This is a genomic window from Pseudomonas sp. Ors-4-3C, assembly GCF_055755035.1.
This window is the reverse complement of sequence record NZ_CM146900.1, coordinates 4540740-4561603: the sequence shown is the minus strand read 5'-3', so window position 1 is coordinate 4561603 and position 20864 is coordinate 4540740. Positions and strand designations below refer to the sequence as shown.

Sequence of the window (20864 nt, the reverse complement as noted above, 5' to 3'; positions counted from 1 at the left end):
AAGACAGAAACTACAAGGGGAGCCGAAGCTCCCCCAGAAGTAGTTGCGTGCTCTTTTTATTATTGATTCGGGCTTCTTGTTTTTGTTGAGTGCCCTCGCCATGAAGCTGTTCCTTCATGACCCTCCCAATCGGGAGCCAAGAGCAAACGGATTGCTTTGGTCGCTGTGTTGCAGTGATCTTGCGATCCAACCAGTACAGGCTCTGTCTTAGGACAGTTTTTGTTGTTCTCGGCCTGGTCGTGGGGCTAGCCCCAAATACAACGCCTCTCCAAAAGAATCAGTTAGCTGCGCCTCTCGCCGTCTTGTTTTTATTGTGCGTGAGTCGATTCGTCTTATTTTTATTGTCTTGTGCATTGCTTGTTATTGTTCTTGTACCAAACATATAGCAGGTGCCGTGCCAACTTTTGCGAAGCCCAATAAAACAAGGGGTTAGGTCGATATAACGGTTTTCTCGGGGCGAAAAAAAACCGGGGTTTCGTTACCGATAACCCCGGCTTCTGTTACGTGAAAGGACTGAGGTAACAGTTTTTTCACATCCTCAAGCGTTACCCGCACACTCGACAGGTAACGTTCAGCTCTCGCTGGTGACCCCGGTCTTGCGCCGTGGAATACCCAGGCGCTGGCGGCGTTCCCACAGGCACTTGCGGCTGACGCCCAGTTTGCGCGCCAGTTCGGTCTCGGTCATATGATCCTGATGCTCGAGAACGAAGTGCTGGAAGTAGTCTTCCAGTGACAGGTCTTCCGTCGGCTCATGGCTGCTGTTGCTGGTGTTACCCGCGGTTTGCGCGGGCAAGCCGATGAATTCGTCGTCTTCCAGGTCGCTCAGCTCGATGTCGATGCCCAGCAGGTCGGCAGAGATTTCCGGGCTTTCGCTCAGGATCACCGCGCGCTCGACCGCGTTTTCCAGCTCGCGCACGTTACCTGGCCAGGAATAATGCCGGATGGCCTGTTCGGCATCGGCGGCAAATTTCAGGTCGGTACGGTTGATGCGCGCACTCTGGCGAGCGAGGAACGCGGTGGCGATTTCGTTGACGTCGGCGCCACGTTCACGCAGAGCCGGCAATTTCAGAGCGATCACGTGCAGGCGGTAATACAGGTCTTCACGGAACTGGCCGATTTTCGCCAGGCTCTTGAGGTCGCGGTGGGTCGCGGCGATCAAGCGCACATCGACTTTTTGCGACTGCACCGAACCCACACGGCGAATCTCGCCTTCCTGCAGCACGCGCAGCAGGCGGGCCTGGGCTTCCAGCGGCAGTTCGCCGATCTCGTCGAGGAACAGCGTGCCGCCGTCCGCCGCTTCCACCAGACCGGCGCGACCGGCGCTGGCGCCAGTGAACGCGCCTTTTTCGTGGCCGAACAGTTCGGACTCGATCAGGCTTTCCGGGATGGCTGCGCAGTTCACCGAAATCATCGGTGCCTTGGCGCGCTTGGACAGATTGTGCAGGGCGCGGGCCACCAGTTCCTTACCGGTACCGGACTCGCCCTGAATCAATACATTGGAATCAGTTGGCGCGACCTTGCGGATCTTGCTGTACAGATCCTGCATCGGTGGGCACGAACCGATGATGCCGATTTCACCGTTGCTGTTATCGACGGCGGACTTGCCGCTGCCATTGGCCGGTTTGCCGACAACGGCTTCGCCAGCGGCAGGCGCCGACTGGTGATCACGCAGGATCCGCGCGACGGCCTGGAGCATTTCATCGTGATCGAAAGGCTTGGCGATGTAGTCCACCGCGCCCATCTTCATCGAGTCGACCGCCGAGCGCAGGCTGGCGTAACTGGTCATGATCAGCACCGGTTTGCCTTGGCCAAGCTTGATCAGCTCGGTACCGGGGGCGCCAGGCAGGCGCAGGTCGCTGACGATCAGATCGAATGTGGGAATACTGAAGCGTTCTTGTGCTTCCTGCACAGAACCGGCTTCGCTGACCTGATACTGGTTACGTTCCAGCAGGCGGCGCAAGGCGGAGCGGATAATGGTTTCGTCTTCGACGATCAAAATGTGCGGCATTGATTCGATACTCTCGACGGTCTCAGTTCACAGCGGACGTCGCTTCGACATGACGCGGTAAGGTCACCCGGATACGGGTGCCGCGCTGGCTTTGTACATCAGCCGGGCTGTCGATGGTGATTTGTCCATAATGCTCTTCAACGATGGAATAGACCAGTGCAAGGCCCAGACCGGTGCCTTCGCCAGGATCCTTGGTGGTGAAGAAAGGTTCGAACAATCGGTCCATGATGTTCTGCGGAATACCACTGCCTTCGTCCTCGACGATCAGATCGACCGTGTGTTCGCCGGCTTCACTCTTGACCCGCACCGCGCTGCCTGCAGGCGAAGCGTCACGGGCGTTGGAGAGCAGATTGATCAGTACCTGGGCGAGCCGCTGCGGATCGCCTTCGACCCAGTGATCCGGATCGCACAGGTTGTAGAACTGCACCTCGAAGTTGCGCCGGTTCAGCGCCAGCAGGCCAATCGCATCCTGCGCGACTTCGGCCAGGCACACCGGTTCGTCACTGTGCTGGTGGCTGCCGGCGTGAGCGAAGCTCATCAGCGACTGCACGATGCGCGACACACGCTTGGTCTGTTCGAGGATCTGCCCGCTGATTTCCGTCAGCTCGCCGTCTTCTTCACGCTCTTCGCGCAGGTTCTGCGCCAGACAGGCGATGCCGGTGATCGGGTTGCCGATTTCATGGGCCACACCTGCCGCCAGTCGGCCAATGCTCGCCAGTCGTTCGGAGTGCACCAGTTTGTCTTCGAGCATCTGCGTTTCGGTCAGGTCTTCCACCAACAGCACCAGGCCGCTGTTGCCCGGGGCCAACGGTTCATCGATCGCGGCTTTGTGCAGATTGAGCCAGCGGGTCTGGCCGTCGAGGGCCAGGTGCTGTTTGTGCAAGTGTTCGTCGGGCAGGTTGATGAAGCCTTGCAGCAATTGCTTCCACGGATCGGCGATGGTGCTCAGGCGCGAGCCGACCACCCGTTGCGCGGCGATGCCAGTGAGTTCTTCCATGGCCTTGTTCCACATCAGGATCTCTTGATCCTTCGCCAGCGAGCAGACGCCCATCGGCAGCTCCTGCAGGGTCTGGCGATGGTAGCGGCGCAGGGCGTCGAGTTCGGCGGCCAGCCCGGTGAGGCGCGAGTGGTAGTCCTCGAGGCGGCTTTCGATGAAGTGGATGTCTTCGGTTACATAGTTTTCGCCGCCAGCCTTGTATGGCAGGAAGGTTTCGACCATGTCCTGCGCCACGCTCGGCCCCATCAGGCCGGAGAGGTTGGCTTCGATACGGTCGCGCAAGCGGCGCAAGGCATAAGGACGGCGTTCGTCGAACGGCAGATAGAGGTCGCGCAGGGCTTGCTCGACTTCTTTTTGCGCCGCCTTGGCGCCCAGCGGTTTCGCCAGTTGCGTGGCGAACTCCTGGGGCGAGGCGGCGTGCAGTTCGCGACGTTGCGGACGACGCACGTTATCCACCGCGCAGGCTTCGGCGGCGCTGGCTTCTTCCGGGCTGGCGTTGGTGAACAGCGAGATCAGCGTGAACATCAGCACGTTGGCCGCCAGCGAGGCGATGGCCGCCATGTGCCAACTGGTGTCGTCCAGCACGTAGATCATGTTCAGCAGCGGAATGTAGAACCCCTGCAGATTGCCGACCAGCGGCAGCAGCATGGTCACCACCCACACCAGAATCCCCGCCATCAGACCGGCGATAAAGCCGCGCCGGTTGGCGGTCGGCCAGTACAGCACCGAGAGCACGCCGGGCAGGAACTGCAGGGTTGCGACGAAGGCGACGATGCCGAGGTTGGCCAGGTCCTGCCCGGCGCCGAGCATCAGATAAAAGCAGAAACCGGCCATGATGATCGCCACGATCAGCGCCCGGCGGGTCCACTTCAGCCAGCGGTAGATATTGCCTTCGGCCGGCGGCTGGTACAGCGGCAGCACCAGGTGGTTCAGCGCCATACCCGACAGCGCCAGCGTGGTGACGATGATCAGGCCACTGGCCGCCGACAATCCGCCGACGTACGCCAGCAGGGCCAGCGGTTTGCTGTTGGCGGCAATGCCAATGCCGAGGGTGAAGTATTCCGGATCGGTGGTGGCGCCGAGCTTCAGGCCGGCCCAGAGAATCAACGGCACCGCCAGACTCATCAGCAACAGGAACAGCGGCAGGCCCCAGCTGGCACTGACCAGCGAGCGCGGATTGAGGTTTTCGGTGAAGGTCATGTGATACATGTGCGGCATCACGATCGCCGAGGCGAAGAACACCAGCAACAGCGTGCGCCACGGTCCTTCCTGCAGCGGCGTGTGCAACGCAGCGAGGGCGGTCTGGTTTTGCAGCAGCCACAGCTCAAGCTGTTGCGGGCCGTCGAACACACCGTACAACGCATAGAGGCCGACGCCGCCAAGGGCGATCAGTTTGATCACCGATTCGAAGGCAATCGCGAACACCAGCCCTTCGTGTTTCTCGCGGGTGGCGATATGCCGGGAGCCGAAGAAAATCGTGAACAGAATGATCAGCGCACAGAACGCCAGCGCGACGCGGCTCTGGATCGGCTCGCCGGTCAGGATGCCGATGGAATCGGCCACCGCCTGAATCTGCAACGCCAGCAACGGCAGTACGCCGATCAGCATGAAGATCGTGGTCAGCGCGCCGGCCCAGGTGCTGCGAAAGCGGAAAGCGAACAGGTCCGCCAGCGACGACAGTTGATAGGTGCGGGTGATTTTCAGGATCGGATACAGCAGCACCGGTGCCAGCAGAAACGCGCCGGACACCCCGAGATAACTGGAGAGAAAGCCGTAGCCGTACTGATAGGCCAGCCCCACCGTGCCATAAAACGCCCAGGCACTGGCATAGACCCCCAGCGACAGGGTGTAGGTCAACGGGTGGCGAATGATCGCCCGCGGGATCATGCCCCGTTCACTGATCCAGGCAACGCCGAACAGCACCGCCAGGTACGCGGCACTGATCAGGATCATCTGGGTCAGGCTAAAGCTCATCGGCATCTTTTTGGCTCTGCAGGATGAAGGTCACGACAATCAGGATCAACCAGAGCAGATACGGCCGATACCAGGCGCCCGTGGCGTCGATCCACCAATCCATGATGGCTGGCGAAAACAGATAGATTCCCACGACCAGAAGCAGGACCAAGCGATAGATGTACATCCCGGCCTCTCTTTTTTATGCGCGTGCCCGAAAACGTGCGGCGATGGTAACGGATGGCGGCGCGACTGCAAGTGTCGTCATTGCAGTTGCGCTTCGGGCAGGGTCAGTGTGCGCGGGATCTTCGATGCATCCCAGTGGGCTGCGCCCCAGTTGAGCAATTCCTGCGGTGAGGCGTGTTCAAGCTCGGCGCCTGGTTTTTGCCCCAGTGCACGCAGGGCCCGCAGCAACAGCGGGGTGGCTTGATCGGCCTCAAGCGGCGGCGAACGGTAGGATTTGCCGAGCTTGTTGCCGTCCGGCTGCGTGATCAATGGCAGGTGCAGATAGCGCGGCTGGCGCAGGCCCAGCAGTTCTTGCAGGTAGAGCTGGCGCGGCGTGGAGTCGAGCAGGTCGGCGCCGCGCACGATGTCGGTGATGCCTTGCCAGGCGTCATCCAGCACCACGGCCAGTTGATAGGCGTAGAGGCCATCGCGGCGGCGAATCACGAAATCGCCGACTTCGCGCCCCAGATGCTGGCGAAACTCGCCCTGCACGCGGTCGATGAAGTGATATTCCAGCTCCGGCACGCGCAGGCGGATCGCCGCCTCTTGTTGCTCATGGCCGGCGTTGCGGCACAAGCCCGGGTAAATGCCGTGGTACGGCTCCAGCTGTTTGCGCGAACAGGTGCAGGCGTAGGCCAGGCCGTGGTTGAACAGACTGTTGAGAACTTCGGCGTAGGCGTCGTGCCGATCACTCTGGCGCACCATCTCGCCGTCCCATTCGAAACCGTAGCTTTCCAGCGCCTTGAGAATCGCCGCCTGCGCGCCGGGTTCCTCCCGGGGCGGATCGAGATCTTCCATGCGCACCAGCCAGCGCCCGCCGACCGCGCGTGCGTCGAGATAAGAAGCGAGGGCGGCGACCAGCGAACCGAAGTGCAGGTGGCCACTGGGGGTCGGGGCGAAGCGGCCGATGTAGGCGGGGGCGGTTTTGGCAGTCATGTGGACAATATAACTTTTCAGGATTCGCGCAGATTACCCCTGTGGGAGCGGGCGTGCTCGCGAAAGCGTCAGTTCAGACAACCTGGATGTTGAATGGCCGGCCGCATTCGGGAGCAAGCCCCCTCCCACAAAAGCAAGGCAAAAGGGCAAAGGCAAAAGGCAGAAACAAAAACGGAGCGTTCGCACGCTCCGTTTTTCGTTCAGGTCGAGATTACTTGCCGACCTGCTTTTCCTTGATTTCCGCCAGGGTCTTGCAGTCGATGCACAGATCGGCGGTAGGACGGGCTTCGAGGCGCTTGACGCCGATCTCGATGCCGCAGGATTCGCACCAGCCGTACTCTTCGTCCTGGATCAGTTCGAGGGTCTTGTCGATCTTCTTGATCAACTTGCGCTCGCGGTCGCGGGCGCGCAGCTCGAGGGCGAATTCTTCTTCCTGGCTGGCACGGTCGGCCGGGTCAGGGAAGTTGGCCGCTTCGTCTTTCATGTGATCAACAGTACGGTCGACTTCCTGCATCAAGTCCTGTTTCCACTTGTTCAGGATCTTGGTGAAGTGCGCGCGCATGGGGGCGCCCATGTACTCTTCGCCGGCCTTCGGAACGTAAGGTTCGAAGCCGCTGATCGTCGCTTGCTGCTGTTGCTTTGCTTGGGTGGGCATGAAATGGACCGCCTCTACTCTTGTAATCCATTGCGCAGGATTGCTCCATCACCGACACCTGCCGGCCCTGCGGCTGCAAGCGGGCGAACTTACCAGATCAATTCGGCCCGCGCTACTCCCGGATGTCGAGGCCCCGGCGGGTGGCGCTTGCAGATGTTTGGCAAGCCGTGTCTGGCGCTGTTGAAAGCCTGTTCAATCACTGATTTTAGTCAATCCTGGAGCGTACGCTCATATCGTTACAGTCCAGCGTTCTTGAGGCTGTGACCGCGATGGGTTCTCGCTCGTTCCGGCAGATGGGTAGAATCGTTTCTTTTTCCCCGTCGAAGGAAGGCCAATGGCTCAGCCCTACAGTGCGCGCAGTCGTGCGATCGAACCGTTCCATGTGATGGCGCTGCTGGCGCGGGCCAACGAACTGCAGGCCGAAGGTCACGACGTGATCCACCTGGAAATCGGCGAGCCGGACTTCACCACGGCCGAGCCGATCATCCGTGCCGGGCAAGCGGCGCTGACGGCGGGCAAGACGCGCTACACCGCCGCGCGCGGCATTCCCGAGCTGCGCGAGGCGATTTCCGGGTTCTATCAATCGCGTTACGGCCTGAACATCGATCCGCGGCGGATCCTGATCACCCCGGGTGGCTCCGGTGCGCTATTGCTGGCCAGTGCCTTGCTGGTCGATCCGGGCAAACACTGGCTGCTGGCGGATCCGGGCTACCCGTGCAACCGGCACTTCCTGCGTCTGGTCGAAGGCGCGGCGCAACTGGTTCCGGTCGGACCGGAGGTGCGTTACCAACTGACCCCGGATCTGGTGGCGCGGCATTGGGATCACGACAGCGTCGGTGCGTTGGTGGCGTCGCCGGCCAACCCGACCGGTACCATTCTGACCCGTGATGAACTGGCCGGGTTATCCACAGCGATCAAGGCGCGCCACGGGCATCTGGTGGTGGACGAGATCTACCACGGCCTGACTTACGGCACCGATGCCGCCAGCGTGCTGGAAGTCGATGACAGCGCCTTTGTCCTCAACAGTTTTTCCAAGTATTTCGGCATGACCGGCTGGCGTCTCGGCTGGCTGGTGGCGCCGGACGCGGCGGTCAGTGAGCTGGAAAAGCTCGCACAGAACCTCTACATCAGCGCCCCGAGCATGGCGCAGTACGCCGCACTGGCCTGTTTCGAGCCGGACACTATCGCCATCCTCGAAGAGCGCCGCGCTGAATTTGGCCGCCGCCGCGACTTCCTGCTGCCGGCGTTGCGCGAGTTGGGGTTCAACATCGCCGTCGAGCCTGAAGGTGCGTTCTACTTGTACGCCGATATCAGCCTGTTCGGCGGTGATGCCTTCGCGTTCTGCCGACATTTCCTCGAAACCGAGCACGTTGCCTTCACCCCGGGGCTGGATTTCGGCCGTTATCAGGCCAGCCACCATGTGCGTTTTGCTTACACGCAAAACCTCCCTCGCTTACAAGAAGCGGTGGAGCGCATCGCTCGCGGCCTGAAGAGCTGGCAAGGCTGATGCGCTTTTATCCGGCTCTGGAAGAGGCGCGGTTGATTCGCCGCTACAAACGTTTTCTGGCGGATGTTGAAACGGTCAAAGGCGAGTTGCTGACCCTGCACTGCCCGAACACCGGTTCGATGCTTAATTGTCAGGTCGAGGGCGGGCAGGTGTGGTTCAGTCGCTCAAACGATCCGAAACGCAAGCTGCCCGGTACCTGGGAAATCGGCGAAACCCCGCAGGGGCGGCTGTTCTGCGTGAACACCGGGCGCGCCAATGCGCTGGTCGAAGAGGCGCTGCAAGCCGGAGTCATCAGCGAGTTGAACGGCTTTACGGCGCTTAAACGCGAAGTGCCGTACGGCCAGGAAAAGAGCCGCATCGACTTTCGCCTCGAATACCCGAGCGGTCCGGCCTACGTGGAAGTAAAAAGCGTCACGTTAGGCTTCGATGGAACCAGCGTGGCGGCGTTTCCCGACGCGGTCACCCAGCGCGGTGCCAAGCATCTGCGTGAACTGGCGCATCTGGCTCGTGACGGTATTCGTGCGGTGCAGTTGTACTGCGTCAATCTCAGCGGGATTGAAGCGGTGCGGCCGGCCGAGGAAATCGATTCGGCCTACGCCGATGCCCTGCGTGAAGCGGTGGCGTGCGGGGTCGAGGTGCTGGCCTACGGCGTGCGTTTGAACCACGAAGAGATGGTGATCGACCGGCGGCTGGACGTTTTGCTCAACGGTTAAACATCTATCCACAACCCTTGGGCATCTTCGCGGCAGGGGATGGTGGTCAGGGATTGCCCGGCGCAAGGCCCGGCGACGCATTCGCCGTCCTCGATCAGAAACAGTGCGCCGTGGGTGGCACACTGGATCAGGCTGTTGCTCGGGTCGAGAAACTGGTCGGGATGCCATTCCAGGCCCACACCACGATGCGGGCAACGGTTGAGATAAACATAGGCCTGACCATTGCGGCGTACGGCAAACAGTTTGTTGCCGTCGATGTCGAACCCACGGCTGCCGGCCTCAGCGAGATCGGTGCCGGCGCACAAGAACTTCATGGCTATCCTCAAGTGTCGGCTCGTTTCAGGAAATGTCCGAGCTTGACGTTTAAATGCAAACAATTATCAAATGGCCGCCTTCGCCCACTGTGCGCAGCCGCCGCCAAGGATACTTGGCCTGCCGGTTCGCTGCCCGGGAAAACTGTTCAAGGAAAGCTGCGTATGCGCCTGATTACCCGCGTTGCTGTGCTGTGTGTCGGACTGCTCGCCAGCCTTCAGGCGACAGCTGCCGATTTGCCACAGCGTTGGGTCAGTGCCGGTGGGGCGCTTTCGGAGTGGGTGAGTGCATTGGGTGGCGAATCCAAACTGGTCGGGGTCGACACCACCAGCCAGCATCCGCAGTCGCTGAAGAAGCTGCCAAGCATCGGTTATCAACGCAGCCTCTCGGCTGAAGGCATTCTCAGCCTGCGCCCGGACATTCTCATCGGTACCGAAGAAATGGGCCCGCCGCCGGTTATTGCTCAGGTGAAGAGCGCCAAGGTACAGGTCGAACTGTTCTCGGCGCAGCCGGATCTGCCGACCCTGGAAAAAAACGTTACGCATCTCGGACAGTTACTGGGCGCGCAAGCGCAGGCCGCGCAGTTGCTGGAAAACTATCAACAGCAGCTCACCGCGCAGAAAGCGCGAGTCGCCGATTTGCAGGCCAGGCATAAGGCGCCCGGTGTGCTGGTACTGATCGGGCATGCTGGCGGTAAACCGTTGATTGCCGGCAAGGACACTGCCGCCGACTGGCTGCTGCAACGGGCCGGCGGACATAACCTGGCGACGCATACCGGTTACAAGCCGTTCTCCGTGGAATCGCTGGCCGGGCTCGATCCTGAGGTGCTGGTGTTTGCTGATCGCGCGTTGAGCGGCGAGGCGGCAAAAGCGGCGTTGTTCAAGGAAAACCCCATTCTCAATTCAAGCCGTGCGGCCAAGGCCGGACGGGTGCTGGAGCTGGATCCGACGCTGCTGGTCGGCGGGCTTGGGCCACGTTTGCCGGCGGCACTGAAGAATTTGTCTGACGGTTTCTACCCGACCGCGAGCGGCCAATGACCACGCTGGTCAAACCACGAAGCCTGTTTATCGGCCTGACGCTCCTGTGTTTGCTGGCCATCTGGCTGTCATTGGCGCTGGGGCCGGTGAGCCTGCCGCTGTTCGATACGTTGCGCGCGGCCTTGCGCATGCTCGGCGTGCCGCTGGCGCCGGACGGTCTGGAGCAGGCTGAGCTGATTCTCGGGCAGATCCGTCTGCCGCGTACCTTGCTCGGCCTGGCCGTCGGCGGCGTGCTGGCGCTGTCGGGCGTGGCGATGCAGGGCTTGTTTCGCAATCCGTTGGCCGATCCCGGGCTGGTCGGGGTGTCCAGCGGCGCGGCACTCGGCGCAGCGATTGCGATTGTCGGCGGTTCGTTTTTTGGCGGTTTGCCAGAGTGGTTCGGGCCGTATCTGTTGTCGGCGTGCGCGTTTCTCGGTGGCCTGGGCGTGACGGCGCTGGTCTATCGGCTCGGACGGCGCAACGGCCAGATCAACGTCGCGACCATGCTGCTGGCCGGGATCGCGCTGACGGCGTTGGCAAGCTCGGCGGTGGGTCTGTTCACCTATCTGGCGGATGACGCGACCTTGCGCACGCTGACTTTCTGGAATCTGGGCAGCCTCAATGGCGCCAGTTATGCGCGGCTGTGGCCATTGCTGATCATCAGCACCGGCGTTGCGTTGTGGCTGCCGCGTCGTGCCAAAGCGCTGAATGCGCTGTTGCTCGGTGAGTCCGAAGCCGGGCATCTGGGGATTGATGTCGAACGGCTCAAGCGTGAACTGGTGTTCTGCACGGCGTTGGGTGTTGGCGCAGCGGTGGCAGCAGCGGGGATGATTGGCTTCGTCGGGCTGGTGGTGCCGCATCTGGTGCGTTTATTGGCCGGGCCCGATCACCGGGTGCTGCTGCCAGCATCAGTGTTGGCGGGGGCGAGCCTGTTGTTGCTGGCGGATCTGGTGGCGCGGCTGGCGCTGGCGCCGGCGGAGTTGCCGATCGGTATTGTCACCGCGTTTATCGGTGCGCCGTTCTTCCTCTATTTGCTGCTGCGAGGACGTGCCTGATGCTGCGTGCGCACAATCTGCATATCCGTCGCGGGCGCAAGACAGTCCTCAGCGACGTCACCCTGCAACTTGAACCCGGTGAGGTGCTGGGTGTGCTCGGGCCGAACGGTGCCGGCAAAAGTACCTTGCTCGGTGCGTTGTGCGGTGAACTGGCTGCGGGTGAGGGCGAGGTGTTGCTCGATGACAAGGCGCTGAGTCACTGGACAGGTACGCAGCGCGCCCAGCGTCTGGCGGTGTTGCCGCAGGTGTCGACGCTGGATTTTGCCTTCCGCGTGGAAGAAGTGGTTGGTATGGGCCGCTTGCCTTATCAAAGCGGTCGGGCGCGCGACGACGAGATCGTTGCGGCAGCGCTGGCCGCTGCGGATGCCGGGCATCTGAGCGGGCGCAGTTATCTGGCGCTGTCGGGCGGCGAGCGCCAGCGTGTACATCTGGCGCGGGTGCTGGCGCAGTTATGGCCTGGGCAGGCCGGGCAAACCCTGTTGCTGGATGAGCCGACCTCGATGCTCGATCCCTTGCATCAACACACCACGTTGCAGGCGGTGCGCGAGTTTGCCGATCGTGGCGCGGCGGTGCTGGTCATCCTGCATGATCTGAATCTGGCGGCGCGCTATTGTGATCGGGTGTTGCTGCTCGAAGGCGGGCGCCCGGTGGCGCTGGATACGCCGCAGCAAGTCTTGCGACCGGACTCGCTCAAGGCTGTGTTCGGTCTCGAGGTATTGGTGCAGCCGCACCCGGAGCGTGGGCATCCGCTGATCATCGCCCGCTGATTTCTCATCGAGGTGATGGTATGCGCGGGATGTGGTTGTTCGCGGTGTTGCTGCTTGCAGGGTGTCAGCATGTTGCCCCGCCCCCGCCAATCAGTGGCGAAATTCGTGATCTGCACAGCGGCCAGATACTGACGGCACAGGAACTGCTGACGCGTCTGTCGGGGCCGCAACTGCTCATCATCGGCGAGCAGCATGACAACGCCGATCACCACGCCGCGCAGTTGTGGCTGTTGCAGGCACTTGGGGAGCAGCGTCCTCAGGGCAGTCTGCTGCTGGAAATGCTCACGCCGAAGCAACAGCCGAACGTTGACCAGGTTCGCCATGCAGCAGCGCCCCCTACTGATCTTCCCGCCTCGTTGGCCTGGCAGGATGGCTGGGACTGGAATCTCTATGGACCGATCGTTCGGTTTGCCCTCACGCAAGCCTATCCGCTGTTGGCGGCGAATCTGGATGACAGTGAAATCCGCGCTGTCTACCGCCAGTCGCCAGCCATGAGCGGTGTTCGCAGCAATGCGGCATTGGTGAAAGCCACGCTGCTCGAACAGATCAGCGACTCACATTGCGGCTTGCTGCCCAAATCACAGATGCCGGCGATGCTTGCTGTTCAACAACAGCGGGATCGGCGTATGGCCGAACGCTTGATGGCTGCGCCGACGCCAGCGTTACTGTTGGCGGGGGGCTGGCATGCGCGCAAGGATGTTGGCGTGCCGCTGTATGTGCTGGATCTGGGCGCAGCCCGGGCGCCAACGGTGCTGATGCTGGCCGAGCAGGGCGCTGAAGTGACTGCGGCGATGGCTGATTTCGTCTGGTACACCCCGGCCACGCCCGCGCAGGATTACTGCGTGCAGATGCGCAAACAATTTGGCCAATGACTTTTCCACAGGCAAAAAAAGACCCGGTAAAAACCGGGTCAAATAACCGTGATTAGCCTGATGAGGAGATAATCTGAGAGTCCGAACCAAGGGCTTTTCAGAATATCGACTGATCTCGCGACCAGTTGTGATAATCATAGCGATTCTCATTACCGAGTCAACCACTGTTTTCCCGTTTGCTTGATTTAGTCGTGCAAATGGCTGGAATGCCCCGGAAACAAGGGACTCAACGTGGAGCTTTGATCGCACTCAGTTGCGTGATCTGCTGATTGAGCTGGCCGATGCGCCGGGCCATGCTCTCAATCAGGCTGTGCGCGATCTTCGGATTGGTGCGGGTCATGCTCAGAAACTGCTCTCCGGGAATCAGCATCACCGTGCTCGGCTCGCGAGCGATGACCATCGCATTGCGTGGCTCACCGGTGAACACCGCCATGGCGCCGAAAATCTCGTCCTTGGGCACTTCGCCAACCTTGTGTCCATCCACGAACGCTTCGGCATGCCCATCGATGATCACGAAGACGTGATCGGCGGCATCGCCCTGCTGGATCAGCACCTCACCGCTCGCGACCCGTTTAAAACCATTGGTGCTGCGGAACTCCCGCGGTTTCAGCTCGGCCACCGCGTGAGCCAGCAGCGCCATCTGGCCCAGCAGGTACTCAAGCCACTGCTCGGCCCGGCCCGGCTCGGCATATAAATGCTGGAACAGTTCGGTTCGCCGATAGGGCAGCAAGCGCAATGGCCCGTCGCTGCGCAGACGGCAATCGGCCCAGGCGTCACCTTGCTGCAGACCGATCAGATCGCCTTCCTGCCAGTAAAACAGCGCACGGCCGCCGATGTAGCCGTTGATTACGCCTTCTGTCAGTAGAAACAGCTGATCATGTGGGAGCTGTGCCGTCAGGTCGTCAGAGATTTCTGGCTCAAAGGCTGGCCCGCATGGCGAAAGCCCCTCGAGCCAGCTTGCAGGCAAACTCTGCAAACGATTGATCAGTGCATCGACAGGTGCCGATTGTTCCCCGAGCAGATACATGGCCGTCAGCGCCTGTTCAGTTCTTGTGACGCGAGGAGATGGCTTCGAGCTGCTTGTTCAAGGCGTCTTTGCGTTCGGCCGGGATGTCATTCCAGTGCACATCCATCAGCGCCCCTTCGATCGCGTACAACAACACCTTTGATGCGCGAAACCCGCGGGTACGCACGGCCCGATAGGCGTCCACCGCCCCCAGGCGACGCAAGTCCGAGGCGCTGTGGATACCCACGGCATGCAGCCATTGCGCCGACGTCTTGCCAAGATTCTTCAGGTGTTGCAGTTCATCATTCATCAAGCCTCCTTGCGACGGCCGAATGGTGCGTGGGCGATCTTCTCAGGAGTGTAGCCATCAGTAGGAAAAGCGTGGTTGTTTGGTCGGATTCGACGCAAACGCTTCTAAGAAAGGGGCTGCGAACGCAGAAAGGAGGGAAGAAACGCGGAAACATGTAGGAGCGGGGCTTGCTCGCGAAGGCGTCCTGTCAGCCACCAGATGTATCGACTGACACTACGCCTTCGCGAGCAAGCCCGCTCCCACACGGGAAAGGCGTCGGGTCAGAGAAAGATAAAAATTATCAGCGAGTGCGATAGCGCAGGCGGGTGCCGAAATTCATCGACATCAGGATCTCGTCCGCACTCAGTTCCGGCGGGAAGTACGCTCCGGAAATCTGCGCATGGGCCAGGCTCGCGCCTTCGAGTGATGCATTACGGAAGTCAATGCCACGCAAATCGGCAGAGCGGAAGTAGGCGTCCCGGAAATCCACGCCATCGGCGTTCAGTTCACGCAAGTCGAGACCACGGAAGTCGCCACCGACCATGTCGATCGGGCCGTCGTTCGGGCGTTCCTTGTTGAAGCCTGCGATGTCGTCTTTGTGCAGCAAGGCATAAAGCGGGGTGTCGAGAAGTTTCGGCTGGCTCATGTCACATCACCTGTTGGTTTTATGACGCCAGTATAGTGCCACTATTTGACGGCCGTGAAGCAAGCGAGGGCTTCACGGCCGAAATAGTTTCTTACAGGCCTGGCAGGCGCTGGCGGATCTGCGCCACTACGGTGTCGAGGGTCCCGCTTTCATTGGTCTGCACGCGTTTGCTGCGCAGAATTTCTTCTGGCGTCAGCGCTTCGCGGCTGGCCTGCTGGGCCTCGATTACCGCCAGCGTGGCGTCGGAAGGATCCTTCTTGTCTGCCTGACGAATCGCCAGCCAGCTTTCGATCACGGCTTGCGGTGCGTTGCAGTCGAGGATCAGGAACGGCGTGCCGGTGGCTTCGGCGACTTGAGCAGCGTTGTCGCGTTGCTCGCGCTTGAGGTAGGTCGCATCGATCACTACCGGGAAACCGGCGTGCAGAATCACTCCGGCAATCTCATGCAGGCGGGCATAAGTGGCGGCGCTGGCATCGGCGCTGTAAATCCCGGCCTGCACGTCGTTAGCTACTGTCTGCTCGCCGAACAGGCGCTTGCGCTCGACGTCGGAACGCAGGCGAATCGCGCCCAGCGCTTCGACCAGACGCATCGCCACGTGGCTCTTGCCGACAGCCGATACGCCGTGGGTGATGGCCATGAAGCGCGAAGGAATGGTGCTGTAGCTTTCCGCCAGGTTGGCGTAGTTGCGGTACTGGCGCAGGGTGGTTGCGCGCTGCACCGGGGTGGCATCCGCCGGCATGCTGAACAGCGCGACTTTGGCACGAACCAGCGCGCGGTAGGCTTTATAGAAGTTCAGCACTTCCAGGCCTTGATAGTCGCCGGTCAGCTCCAGGTATTGGCTGATGAAGCGGCGGGCCAGGGATTTCAGGCCACGGTCTTCCAGGTCCATCGCCAGGAAACCGGTGTCGGCCCAGACGTCGGTGAAGCGGAACGGTTCGTTGAACTCGATGCAGTCGAAGATCACCACTTTGCCATTGATGACGGTGGCGTTACCCAAGTGGATGTCGCCGTGGCATTCGCGAGTGAAACCCTCGGCCTTGCGCTGGCTGAACAGTGCCTTGAGACGATCGAAGCTGCTTTCGGCCCAGGCTTTCAGTGCCTCGAGTTGCAACAGATCATTTTTGTCGCTGAGGAACGGCAGGATCTGTTCGAAGTTCTGGCGCACCGGGGCCATCACGCTGTCCGGCGTGCCGGCGTCGTGTTCGGCCGGGACTTTTGGCGCGCTGAGGTGGAATCTGGCGATCTGCTCGGCCATTTCGTCGATGTGCTGAGTGGTCAGCTCGCCGTTGGCTTGCAAGGTGCTGAGCAGGCCGGTCTGTGGGAATTGACGCATTTTCAGCACATATTCGATCACCGGGCCGTCGCCGCCCAGTTGTGGCGCTTCGACACTGCCGGTCACCGGCAACACGTCCAGATACAAATCTTCGGTCAGGCGCTGGTTCAGACGCAGTTCTTCAGCGCAGAAGTGCGCGCGCGATTCGAGGCTGGTGAAGTCGAGGAAGCCGAAATTCACCGGCTTCTTCACTTTATAAGCAAACGGGCCGGTGAGGATCACCCACGAGATATGGGTTTCGATGACCTGGAACCCTTCGACGGGGTGCGGGTAGAGGGCCGGGTTTTGCAGGGCAGCGATCAGTGACTGGCTCACGGGCGATCCTTCAGAGACTGGGAAATTCGAGGTCGCCATTATGGCCGCTCGCCAGCCTGACGCAAACCTCGGAGCGCTCCTGTTGAGTATGAATAAAGTGCGTATAATCCGCCGCCATGACTCGAACTCGATCCCCCCGTACCAAGAAAAAACCACCTTCCCAGGGCCTGCGCCCATGGCTGGGTTGGGCCATTAAACTCAGTCTGGTCGGCCTTGTGGTGCTGGCTGGCTTCGCCGTTTACCTCGATGCCGTGGTGCAGGAGAAGTTCTCCGGCAAGCGCTGGACCATCCCGGCCAAGGTATACGCGCGTCCGCTTGAGCTGTTCGTCGGACAAAAGCTCAGCAAGGAAGATTTCCTCACCGAGCTCGATGCCTTGGGCTATCGCCGCGAAGCCGTGAGCAATGGCCCCGGCGCTGCTGCCGTCAACGGCAATACCGTTGATCTGAACACTCGTGGCTTCCAGTTCTATGAAGGCCTGGAAAAAGCCCAGCCGGTGCGCGTGCGCTTCTCCGGCGACTATGTGGCCGAACTCTCGGGGCTCAACGGTGCGAAATTGTCCGTGGTGCGGCTGGAGCCGCTGTTGATCGGCGGTATTTATCCGAAAAACCTTGAAGACCGCATCCTGATCAAGATCGATCAAGTGCCGCCGTACCTGCTCGATACTCTGATCGCGGTGGAAGACCGGGACTACTACAGTCACTGGGGCGTGTCGCCGAAGTCGATTGCCCGAGCGATCTGGGTCAATACCTCTGGCGGCAAGATGACCCAGGGCGGCAGTACGCTGACCCAGCAGTTGGTGAAAAACTTCTACCTCACCAACGAGCGCAGCCTGAGCCGCAAGCTCACCGAAGCGATGATGGCGATGCTGCTGGAGCTGCACTACGACAAGAAGGAAATTCTTGAGGCCTACCTCAACGAAGTCTTCGTCGGGCAGGACGGTCAGCGTGCGGTGCACGGCTTTGGTCTGGCCAGTCAGTTCTTCTTCGGTCAGCCATTGTCCGAGCTGAAGCTGCATCAGGTAGCGTTGCTGGTCGGCATGGTCAAAGGGCCGTCCTACTACAACCCGCGTCGCAACCCGGAACGCGCGCTGGAGCGGCGTAACCTGGTGCTCGACGTGCTTGAGCAGCAAGGCGTGGCGACTGCCGAACAGGTCGAAGCGGCGAAGAAAATGCCACTGGGTGTCACCACTCGCGGCAAGCTCGCCGACAGCTCGTTCCCGGGCTTTATCGATCTGGTCAAACGCCAGTTGCGTGAAGACTACCGCGACGAAGACTTGACCGAAGAAGGCCTGCGGATCTTCACCAGTTTCGACCCGATTCTGCAGATGAAGGCCGAGGCGTCGGTCAATGACACCTTTAAACGCCTGGCCGGACGCAAGGGCTCCGATGACGTGGAAGCGGCGATGGTCGTGACCAACCCGGAGACCGGCGAAGTCCAGGCCATGATCGGCAGCCGGCAGGCCAGTTTTGCCGGTTTCAACCGGGCGCTGGATGCGGTGCGGCCGGTGGGCTCGCTGATCAAGCCGGCGGTCTATCTGACCGCGCTGGAGAAACCGAGCCAGTACACGCTCACCAGTTGGCTGTCGGACGAACCGCTGGCGGTCAAGGGTGCGGACGGTCAGGTGTGGAAACCACAGAACTATGACCGTCGCTCCCACGGCACCGTGTTCCTCTATCAGGGGCTGGCGCATTCCTACAACCTGTCGACCTCGCGTCTGGGCCTGGAAGTAGGCGTGCCGAACGTGCTCAAGACCTTGGGACGCCTGGGCGTTACGCGGGAATTCCCGGCATTCCCGTCGATGTTGCTGGGTGCTGGCGGCATGACGCCGATCGAAGTGGCGACCATGTACCAGACCCTGGCCAACGGCGGTTTCAATACGCCGATGCGCGGGATCCGTAGCGTACTGACCGCCGATGGCGAACCGCTCAAGCGTTATCCGTTCCAGATTCAACAGCGTTTCGATCCGGCCTCCATTTACCTGATCCAGAACGCCATGCAGCGGGTAATGCGTGAAGGTACCGGCAGCTCGGTTTACAACGTGCTGCCCAAGACCCTGACGCTGGCCGGCAAGACCGGTACCAGTAACGATTCGCGCGACAGCTGGTTCGCCGGTTTCAGTCAGGATCTGTTGGCGGTGGTCTGGTTGGGTCGTGACGACAACGGCAAGACCCCGTTCACCGGTGCAACCGGCGCGTTGCAGGTCTGGACCAGTTTCATGCGCAAGGCCGATCCGCTGCCGCTGGACATGCCGCAGCCGGACAACATCGTCCAGGCGTGGGTCGATTCGCGTACCGGGCAAGGCTCCGATGCCAACTGTCCGGGGGCGGTGCAGATGCCGTATATTCGCGGCAGCGAACCGCCACCCGGCGCCTCGTGTGCAAGCGAAACGCCTGCTTCGCCAGAGTCGGTGATGGATTGGGTCAAGGGCTGGATGAATTAAGCAAAGAGGGTTTCAAGTGAACAAGTGGTTGATTCCAGCGGTGACTGCCGTGGCTTTGCTCAGCGGCTGCTCTACCGTACAGCGTGGTTCGATCCCGGTGGTGGATGCCGGCACGACCGTGTCCAACAGCGAACGCCTGTCGGCCAACGGCGGCTTCCGCAAGACGACAGTCAAACGCCCGGTGCAGGATCAGGCGCAATCCCAGGCCATCCCGCAAGGCGACACCGGTGTGGTAGTGATGGTGCCGGGCGGTGGCGCTACAACTTCGACGCCGATCAGCTCGTCGCCGATCGTTCCGGGGCCGGCGTCCGGCGGTATCACCGCGGGGCCGTACAACCCGTCGCCGGTCGAGTCGGCGCCGATCAACTCCGGCAGCTACAGCATGCCTTCGACACCAAGCGGCATTCCTTCGGCCAGCAGTGGCGGCGGTCTGTCGGCTGACGAACAGCTCGATGGCCCGGTGCTCGCCTTGCTGACCACCGCGCAACAGCAGCAGGCGGGTGGTGACCTCAACGGTGCGTCTTCCAGCCTTGAACGCGCTCAACGCGTTGCCCCGCGTGAGCCGCAAGTGCTTTACCGCTTGGCGCAAGTACGCATGGCTCAAGGTGATGCGCCACAGGCCGAGCAGTTCGCCCGTCGGGCGCTGACCATGGCCAACGGTCGTCCGGACTTGCAGGCCAACCTGTGGGAAATCATCGCTCAGTCCCGTGAGAAACAAGGCGATTCCGCCGGCGCCGCTCAGGCCCGTCAGAAGGCCAAGGTTTCGCTGTGATGGATCGCCGTTTCCCGAAAATTGCCGATCAGTTGCTGTTGATCGAGCGCGAACTGCGCGCGCAGGGTTGGTGGGATGACGTTCAGCCATCGGTCGAAGCCTTGAGCAGTGTCGAGCCGTTTTCGGTCGACACGCTGGATTTCGAGCAGTGGCTGCAATGGATCTTCCTGCCTCGGATGAAGATGATTCTCGAGCAGGATCTGCCGTTACCCAATGCCTCGGGCATTCAGGAAATGGCCGAAATGGTCTTTGCCCAGCGCAATCTGCAGGGCAAGGATCGGCAATTGCAGGTGTTGCTCAAAGAGTTTGACCTGCTGATCACCGCTTCCCGCTAGAACCGATCCCCTGTAGGAGCTGCCGCAAGCTGCGATCTTTTGATCTGCTCTTGGAAGCAAGGTCAAAAGATCGCAGCTCCTACAGGTGTCCTATTCGCAGTTCTGCGCAATCTGCTTCTGCGCTTCGACAATGCGCTCTTGCCGTTGTGCATCGTCGAGACGCCTCAGTTCTCCATCCACTTCCTCCCTCAAACGCGGATTGTTCTGCAATTGCGCCAGGTTCGTCCGTGCCTGCTCGCAAAACGCCTTGAGCTGCGCCTGCTGCTCGGTTACTTGTTTCTTCACCTTGTCGTCGATGGCTTTCTGATCGCCCAACGCACCGCTGCCAGGTATGGCGGCAGGTTTCGGCGGGGGCGAGGAGGGCGTCTGCATGGTCGTCGCTGGCTGACCTTGCGGCGGCTGCGCATCGAAGTGAGTGACGCCTTGGGCATCGACCCATTTGTAGATCTGACCGGCCATGCACCACGGGCTGAGACCGATCAGCAGTGTGACGAGGAGCGTTCGCATGCTGATTCCTTGGCAAAATTGCGCAATTGACACTAACAGAGTAGCGGTTTTCAGGTTTTTTCTTGCGTTCTCATGTGCTTACCCACAATTAAGCACATTGACGGCTTGACTTGGAGAGGGCGAAACAGAAGAATCCAAAGTCCGCTGTAGAGGGACTGCCAGAAGCAGACCCACTCGGTAGATCATGAGGCGCATATCCGCGTC

General features: G+C 60.9%; 20 protein-coding genes. 9 read left to right on the top strand and 11 right to left on the bottom strand.

What is annotated here, in order from left to right; genetic code table 11:
* Positions 1–571 precede the first annotated feature (571 nt).
* From ACVHNU_RS20550 to dksA, 5 genes are all read right to left on the bottom strand, one after another.
* Positions 572–2008, bottom strand: coding sequence for a sigma-54-dependent transcriptional regulator (locus ACVHNU_RS20550; RefSeq protein WP_003228256.1), 1437 nt, complete (start codon positions 2006–2008; stop codon positions 572–574).
* A gap of 22 nt (positions 2009–2030) precedes the next feature.
* A complete protein-coding gene (locus ACVHNU_RS20545; RefSeq protein ID WP_003228254.1) occupies positions 2031–4985 on the bottom strand; it encodes a sensor histidine kinase in 2955 nt (984 codons plus the stop codon).
* Positions 4969–5145, bottom strand: coding sequence for a hypothetical protein (locus ACVHNU_RS20540; protein WP_003176118.1), 177 nt, complete (start codon positions 5143–5145; stop codon positions 4969–4971). The genes ACVHNU_RS20545 and ACVHNU_RS20540 overlap by 17 nt, the downstream gene beginning before the upstream one ends.
* Positions 5146–5222: 77 nt before the next feature.
* Positions 5223–6119, bottom strand: coding sequence for a tRNA glutamyl-Q(34) synthetase GluQRS (gene gluQRS, locus ACVHNU_RS20535; RefSeq protein WP_226501119.1), 897 nt, complete (start codon positions 6117–6119; stop codon positions 5223–5225).
* Positions 6120–6330: 211 nt separating this feature from the next.
* Positions 6331–6774 carry an RNA polymerase-binding protein DksA gene (gene dksA / locus ACVHNU_RS20530; RefSeq protein WP_003228250.1) on the bottom strand — a complete coding sequence of 148 codons (444 nt, stop codon included), beginning with the start codon at positions 6772–6774 and terminating at the stop codon, positions 6331–6333.
* Positions 6775–7108: 334 nt separating this feature from the next.
* Here dksA and ACVHNU_RS20525 point away from each other — a divergent pair, with 334 nt between their 5' ends.
* Positions 7109–8281 carry a pyridoxal phosphate-dependent aminotransferase gene (locus ACVHNU_RS20525; RefSeq protein WP_473018205.1) on the top strand — a complete coding sequence of 391 codons (1173 nt, stop codon included), beginning with the start codon at positions 7109–7111 and terminating at the stop codon, positions 8279–8281.
* Positions 8281–8994 carry a DNA/RNA nuclease SfsA gene (gene sfsA, locus ACVHNU_RS20520; protein WP_473018204.1) on the top strand — a complete coding sequence of 238 codons (714 nt, stop codon included), beginning with the start codon at positions 8281–8283 and terminating at the stop codon, positions 8992–8994. Before ACVHNU_RS20525 ends, sfsA begins: the two co-directional genes overlap by 1 nt.
* Here sfsA and ACVHNU_RS20515 read toward each other — a convergent pair.
* Positions 8991–9308, bottom strand: coding sequence for a Rieske (2Fe-2S) protein (locus tag ACVHNU_RS20515; RefSeq protein ID WP_473018203.1), 318 nt, complete (start codon positions 9306–9308; stop codon positions 8991–8993). The two genes, sfsA and ACVHNU_RS20515, sit on opposite strands and share 4 nt — an antisense overlap.
* Positions 9309–9470: 162 nt before the next feature.
* Here ACVHNU_RS20515 and ACVHNU_RS20510 point away from each other — a divergent pair, with 162 nt between their 5' ends.
* From ACVHNU_RS20510 to ACVHNU_RS20495, 4 genes are read left to right on the top strand one after another with little or no spacing between them, the layout of a single operon-like run.
* On the top strand, positions 9471–10343 hold the full coding sequence (locus ACVHNU_RS20510) for a heme/hemin ABC transporter substrate-binding protein (RefSeq protein ID WP_473018201.1): 873 nt from the start codon (positions 9471–9473) through the stop codon (positions 10341–10343).
* 50 nt (positions 10344–10393) lie between these two features.
* Positions 10394–11377 carry a FecCD family ABC transporter permease gene (locus tag ACVHNU_RS20505; RefSeq protein WP_473020092.1) on the top strand — a complete coding sequence of 328 codons (984 nt, stop codon included), beginning with the start codon at positions 10394–10396 and terminating at the stop codon, positions 11375–11377.
* Positions 11377–12144, top strand: a complete 768-nt coding sequence (locus tag ACVHNU_RS20500; RefSeq protein ID WP_003228237.1) for a heme ABC transporter ATP-binding protein — start codon at positions 11377–11379, stop codon at positions 12142–12144. The genes ACVHNU_RS20505 and ACVHNU_RS20500 overlap by 1 nt, the downstream gene beginning before the upstream one ends.
* 20 nt (positions 12145–12164) lie before the next feature.
* Entirely contained in the window at positions 12165–13016 is an 852-nt protein-coding gene (locus tag ACVHNU_RS20495; protein ID WP_473018200.1) for a ChaN family lipoprotein, read from the top strand.
* A 226-nt stretch (positions 13017–13242) separates the two neighbouring features.
* On the opposite strand, the gene ACVHNU_RS20490 is transcribed toward ACVHNU_RS20495, so the two are convergent.
* From ACVHNU_RS20490 to ACVHNU_RS20475, 4 genes are all read right to left on the bottom strand, one after another.
* Positions 13243–14043 (bottom strand): Crp/Fnr family transcriptional regulator, encoded by an 801-nt coding sequence (locus ACVHNU_RS20490; protein ID WP_473018199.1) that lies wholly within the window; start codon positions 14041–14043, stop codon positions 13243–13245.
* Positions 14044–14059: 16 nt separating this feature from the next.
* Positions 14060–14332, bottom strand: a complete 273-nt coding sequence (locus ACVHNU_RS20485) for a TfoX/Sxy family protein (protein ID WP_003228231.1) — start codon at positions 14330–14332, stop codon at positions 14060–14062.
* 280 nt (positions 14333–14612) lie between these two features.
* The gene (locus ACVHNU_RS20480) at positions 14613–14957 is read right to left on the bottom strand and encodes a pentapeptide repeat-containing protein (RefSeq protein WP_003228227.1); all 345 of its coding nucleotides are present in this window, start codon (positions 14955–14957) and stop codon (positions 14613–14615) included.
* Between the two features lie 91 nt (positions 14958–15048).
* Positions 15049–16605, bottom strand: a complete 1557-nt coding sequence (locus ACVHNU_RS20475; RefSeq protein WP_226501124.1) for a bifunctional aminoglycoside phosphotransferase/ATP-binding protein — start codon at positions 16603–16605, stop codon at positions 15049–15051.
* A 116-nt stretch (positions 16606–16721) separates the two neighbouring features.
* Between ACVHNU_RS20475 and mrcB the strand changes: the two genes are divergently transcribed.
* The 3 genes from mrcB to ACVHNU_RS20460 are packed head-to-tail and all read left to right on the top strand — an operon-like array spanning position 16722 to position 20153.
* Positions 16722–19046, top strand: coding sequence for a penicillin-binding protein 1B (mrcB, locus tag ACVHNU_RS20470; RefSeq protein ID WP_103484951.1), 2325 nt, complete (start codon positions 16722–16724; stop codon positions 19044–19046).
* 16 nt (positions 19047–19062) lie between these two features.
* Complete coding sequence (locus ACVHNU_RS20465; RefSeq protein ID WP_103484950.1) at positions 19063–19818, top strand: tetratricopeptide repeat protein; 756 nt, start codon at positions 19063–19065, stop codon at positions 19816–19818.
* Positions 19818–20153, top strand: a complete 336-nt coding sequence (locus tag ACVHNU_RS20460; protein ID WP_103521357.1) for a YqcC family protein — start codon at positions 19818–19820, stop codon at positions 20151–20153. The genes ACVHNU_RS20465 and ACVHNU_RS20460 overlap by 1 nt, the downstream gene beginning before the upstream one ends.
* Positions 20154–20243: 90 nt before the next feature.
* Here the strand turns inward: ACVHNU_RS20460 and ACVHNU_RS20455 are convergent, their stop codons facing one another.
* On the bottom strand, positions 20244–20660 hold the full coding sequence (locus ACVHNU_RS20455; RefSeq protein ID WP_473018198.1) for a DUF4124 domain-containing protein: 417 nt from the start codon (positions 20658–20660) through the stop codon (positions 20244–20246).
* Positions 20661–20864 lie beyond the last annotated feature (204 nt).

Bases quoted from the DNA above. Each gene is read 5' to 3' on its own strand.
- ACVHNU_RS20480 (WP_003228227.1), bottom strand. From the start codon at position 14,957: ATGAGCCAGCCGAAACTTCTCGACACCCCGCTTTATGCCTTGCTGCAC.
- ACVHNU_RS20500 (WP_003228237.1), top strand. From the start codon at position 11,377: ATGCTGCGTGCGCACAATCTGCATATCCGTCGCGGGCGCAAGACAGTC.
- ACVHNU_RS20545 (WP_003228254.1), bottom strand. From the start codon at position 4,985: ATGCCGATGAGCTTTAGCCTGACCCAGATGATCCTGATCAGTGCCGCG.
- ACVHNU_RS20515 (WP_473018203.1), bottom strand. From the start codon at position 9,308: ATGAAGTTCTTGTGCGCCGGCACCGATCTCGCTGAGGCCGGCAGCCGT.
- dksA (WP_003228250.1), bottom strand. From the start codon at position 6,774: ATGCCCACCCAAGCAAAGCAACAGCAGCAAGCGACGATCAGCGGCTTC.
- ACVHNU_RS20540 (WP_003176118.1), bottom strand. From the start codon at position 5,145: ATGTACATCTATCGCTTGGTCCTGCTTCTGGTCGTGGGAATCTATCTG.
- ACVHNU_RS20495 (WP_473018200.1), top strand. From the start codon at position 12,165: ATGCGCGGGATGTGGTTGTTCGCGGTGTTGCTGCTTGCAGGGTGTCAG.
- ACVHNU_RS20485 (WP_003228231.1), bottom strand. From the start codon at position 14,332: ATGAATGATGAACTGCAACACCTGAAGAATCTTGGCAAGACGTCGGCG.
- ACVHNU_RS20510 (WP_473018201.1), top strand. From the start codon at position 9,471: ATGCGCCTGATTACCCGCGTTGCTGTGCTGTGTGTCGGACTGCTCGCC.
- ACVHNU_RS20525 (WP_473018205.1), top strand. From the start codon at position 7,109: ATGGCTCAGCCCTACAGTGCGCGCAGTCGTGCGATCGAACCGTTCCAT.
- gluQRS (WP_226501119.1), bottom strand. From the start codon at position 6,119: ATGACTGCCAAAACCGCCCCCGCCTACATCGGCCGCTTCGCCCCGACC.
- ACVHNU_RS20460 (WP_103521357.1), top strand. From the start codon at position 19,818: ATGGATCGCCGTTTCCCGAAAATTGCCGATCAGTTGCTGTTGATCGAG.
- mrcB (WP_103484951.1), top strand. From the start codon at position 16,722: ATGACTCGAACTCGATCCCCCCGTACCAAGAAAAAACCACCTTCCCAG.
- ACVHNU_RS20490 (WP_473018199.1), bottom strand. From the start codon at position 14,043: ATGTATCTGCTCGGGGAACAATCGGCACCTGTCGATGCACTGATCAAT.
- ACVHNU_RS20455 (WP_473018198.1), bottom strand. From the start codon at position 20,660: ATGCGAACGCTCCTCGTCACACTGCTGATCGGTCTCAGCCCGTGGTGC.
- sfsA (WP_473018204.1), top strand. From the start codon at position 8,281: ATGCGCTTTTATCCGGCTCTGGAAGAGGCGCGGTTGATTCGCCGCTAC.
- ACVHNU_RS20550 (WP_003228256.1), bottom strand. From the start codon at position 2,008: ATGCCGCACATTTTGATCGTCGAAGACGAAACCATTATCCGCTCCGCC.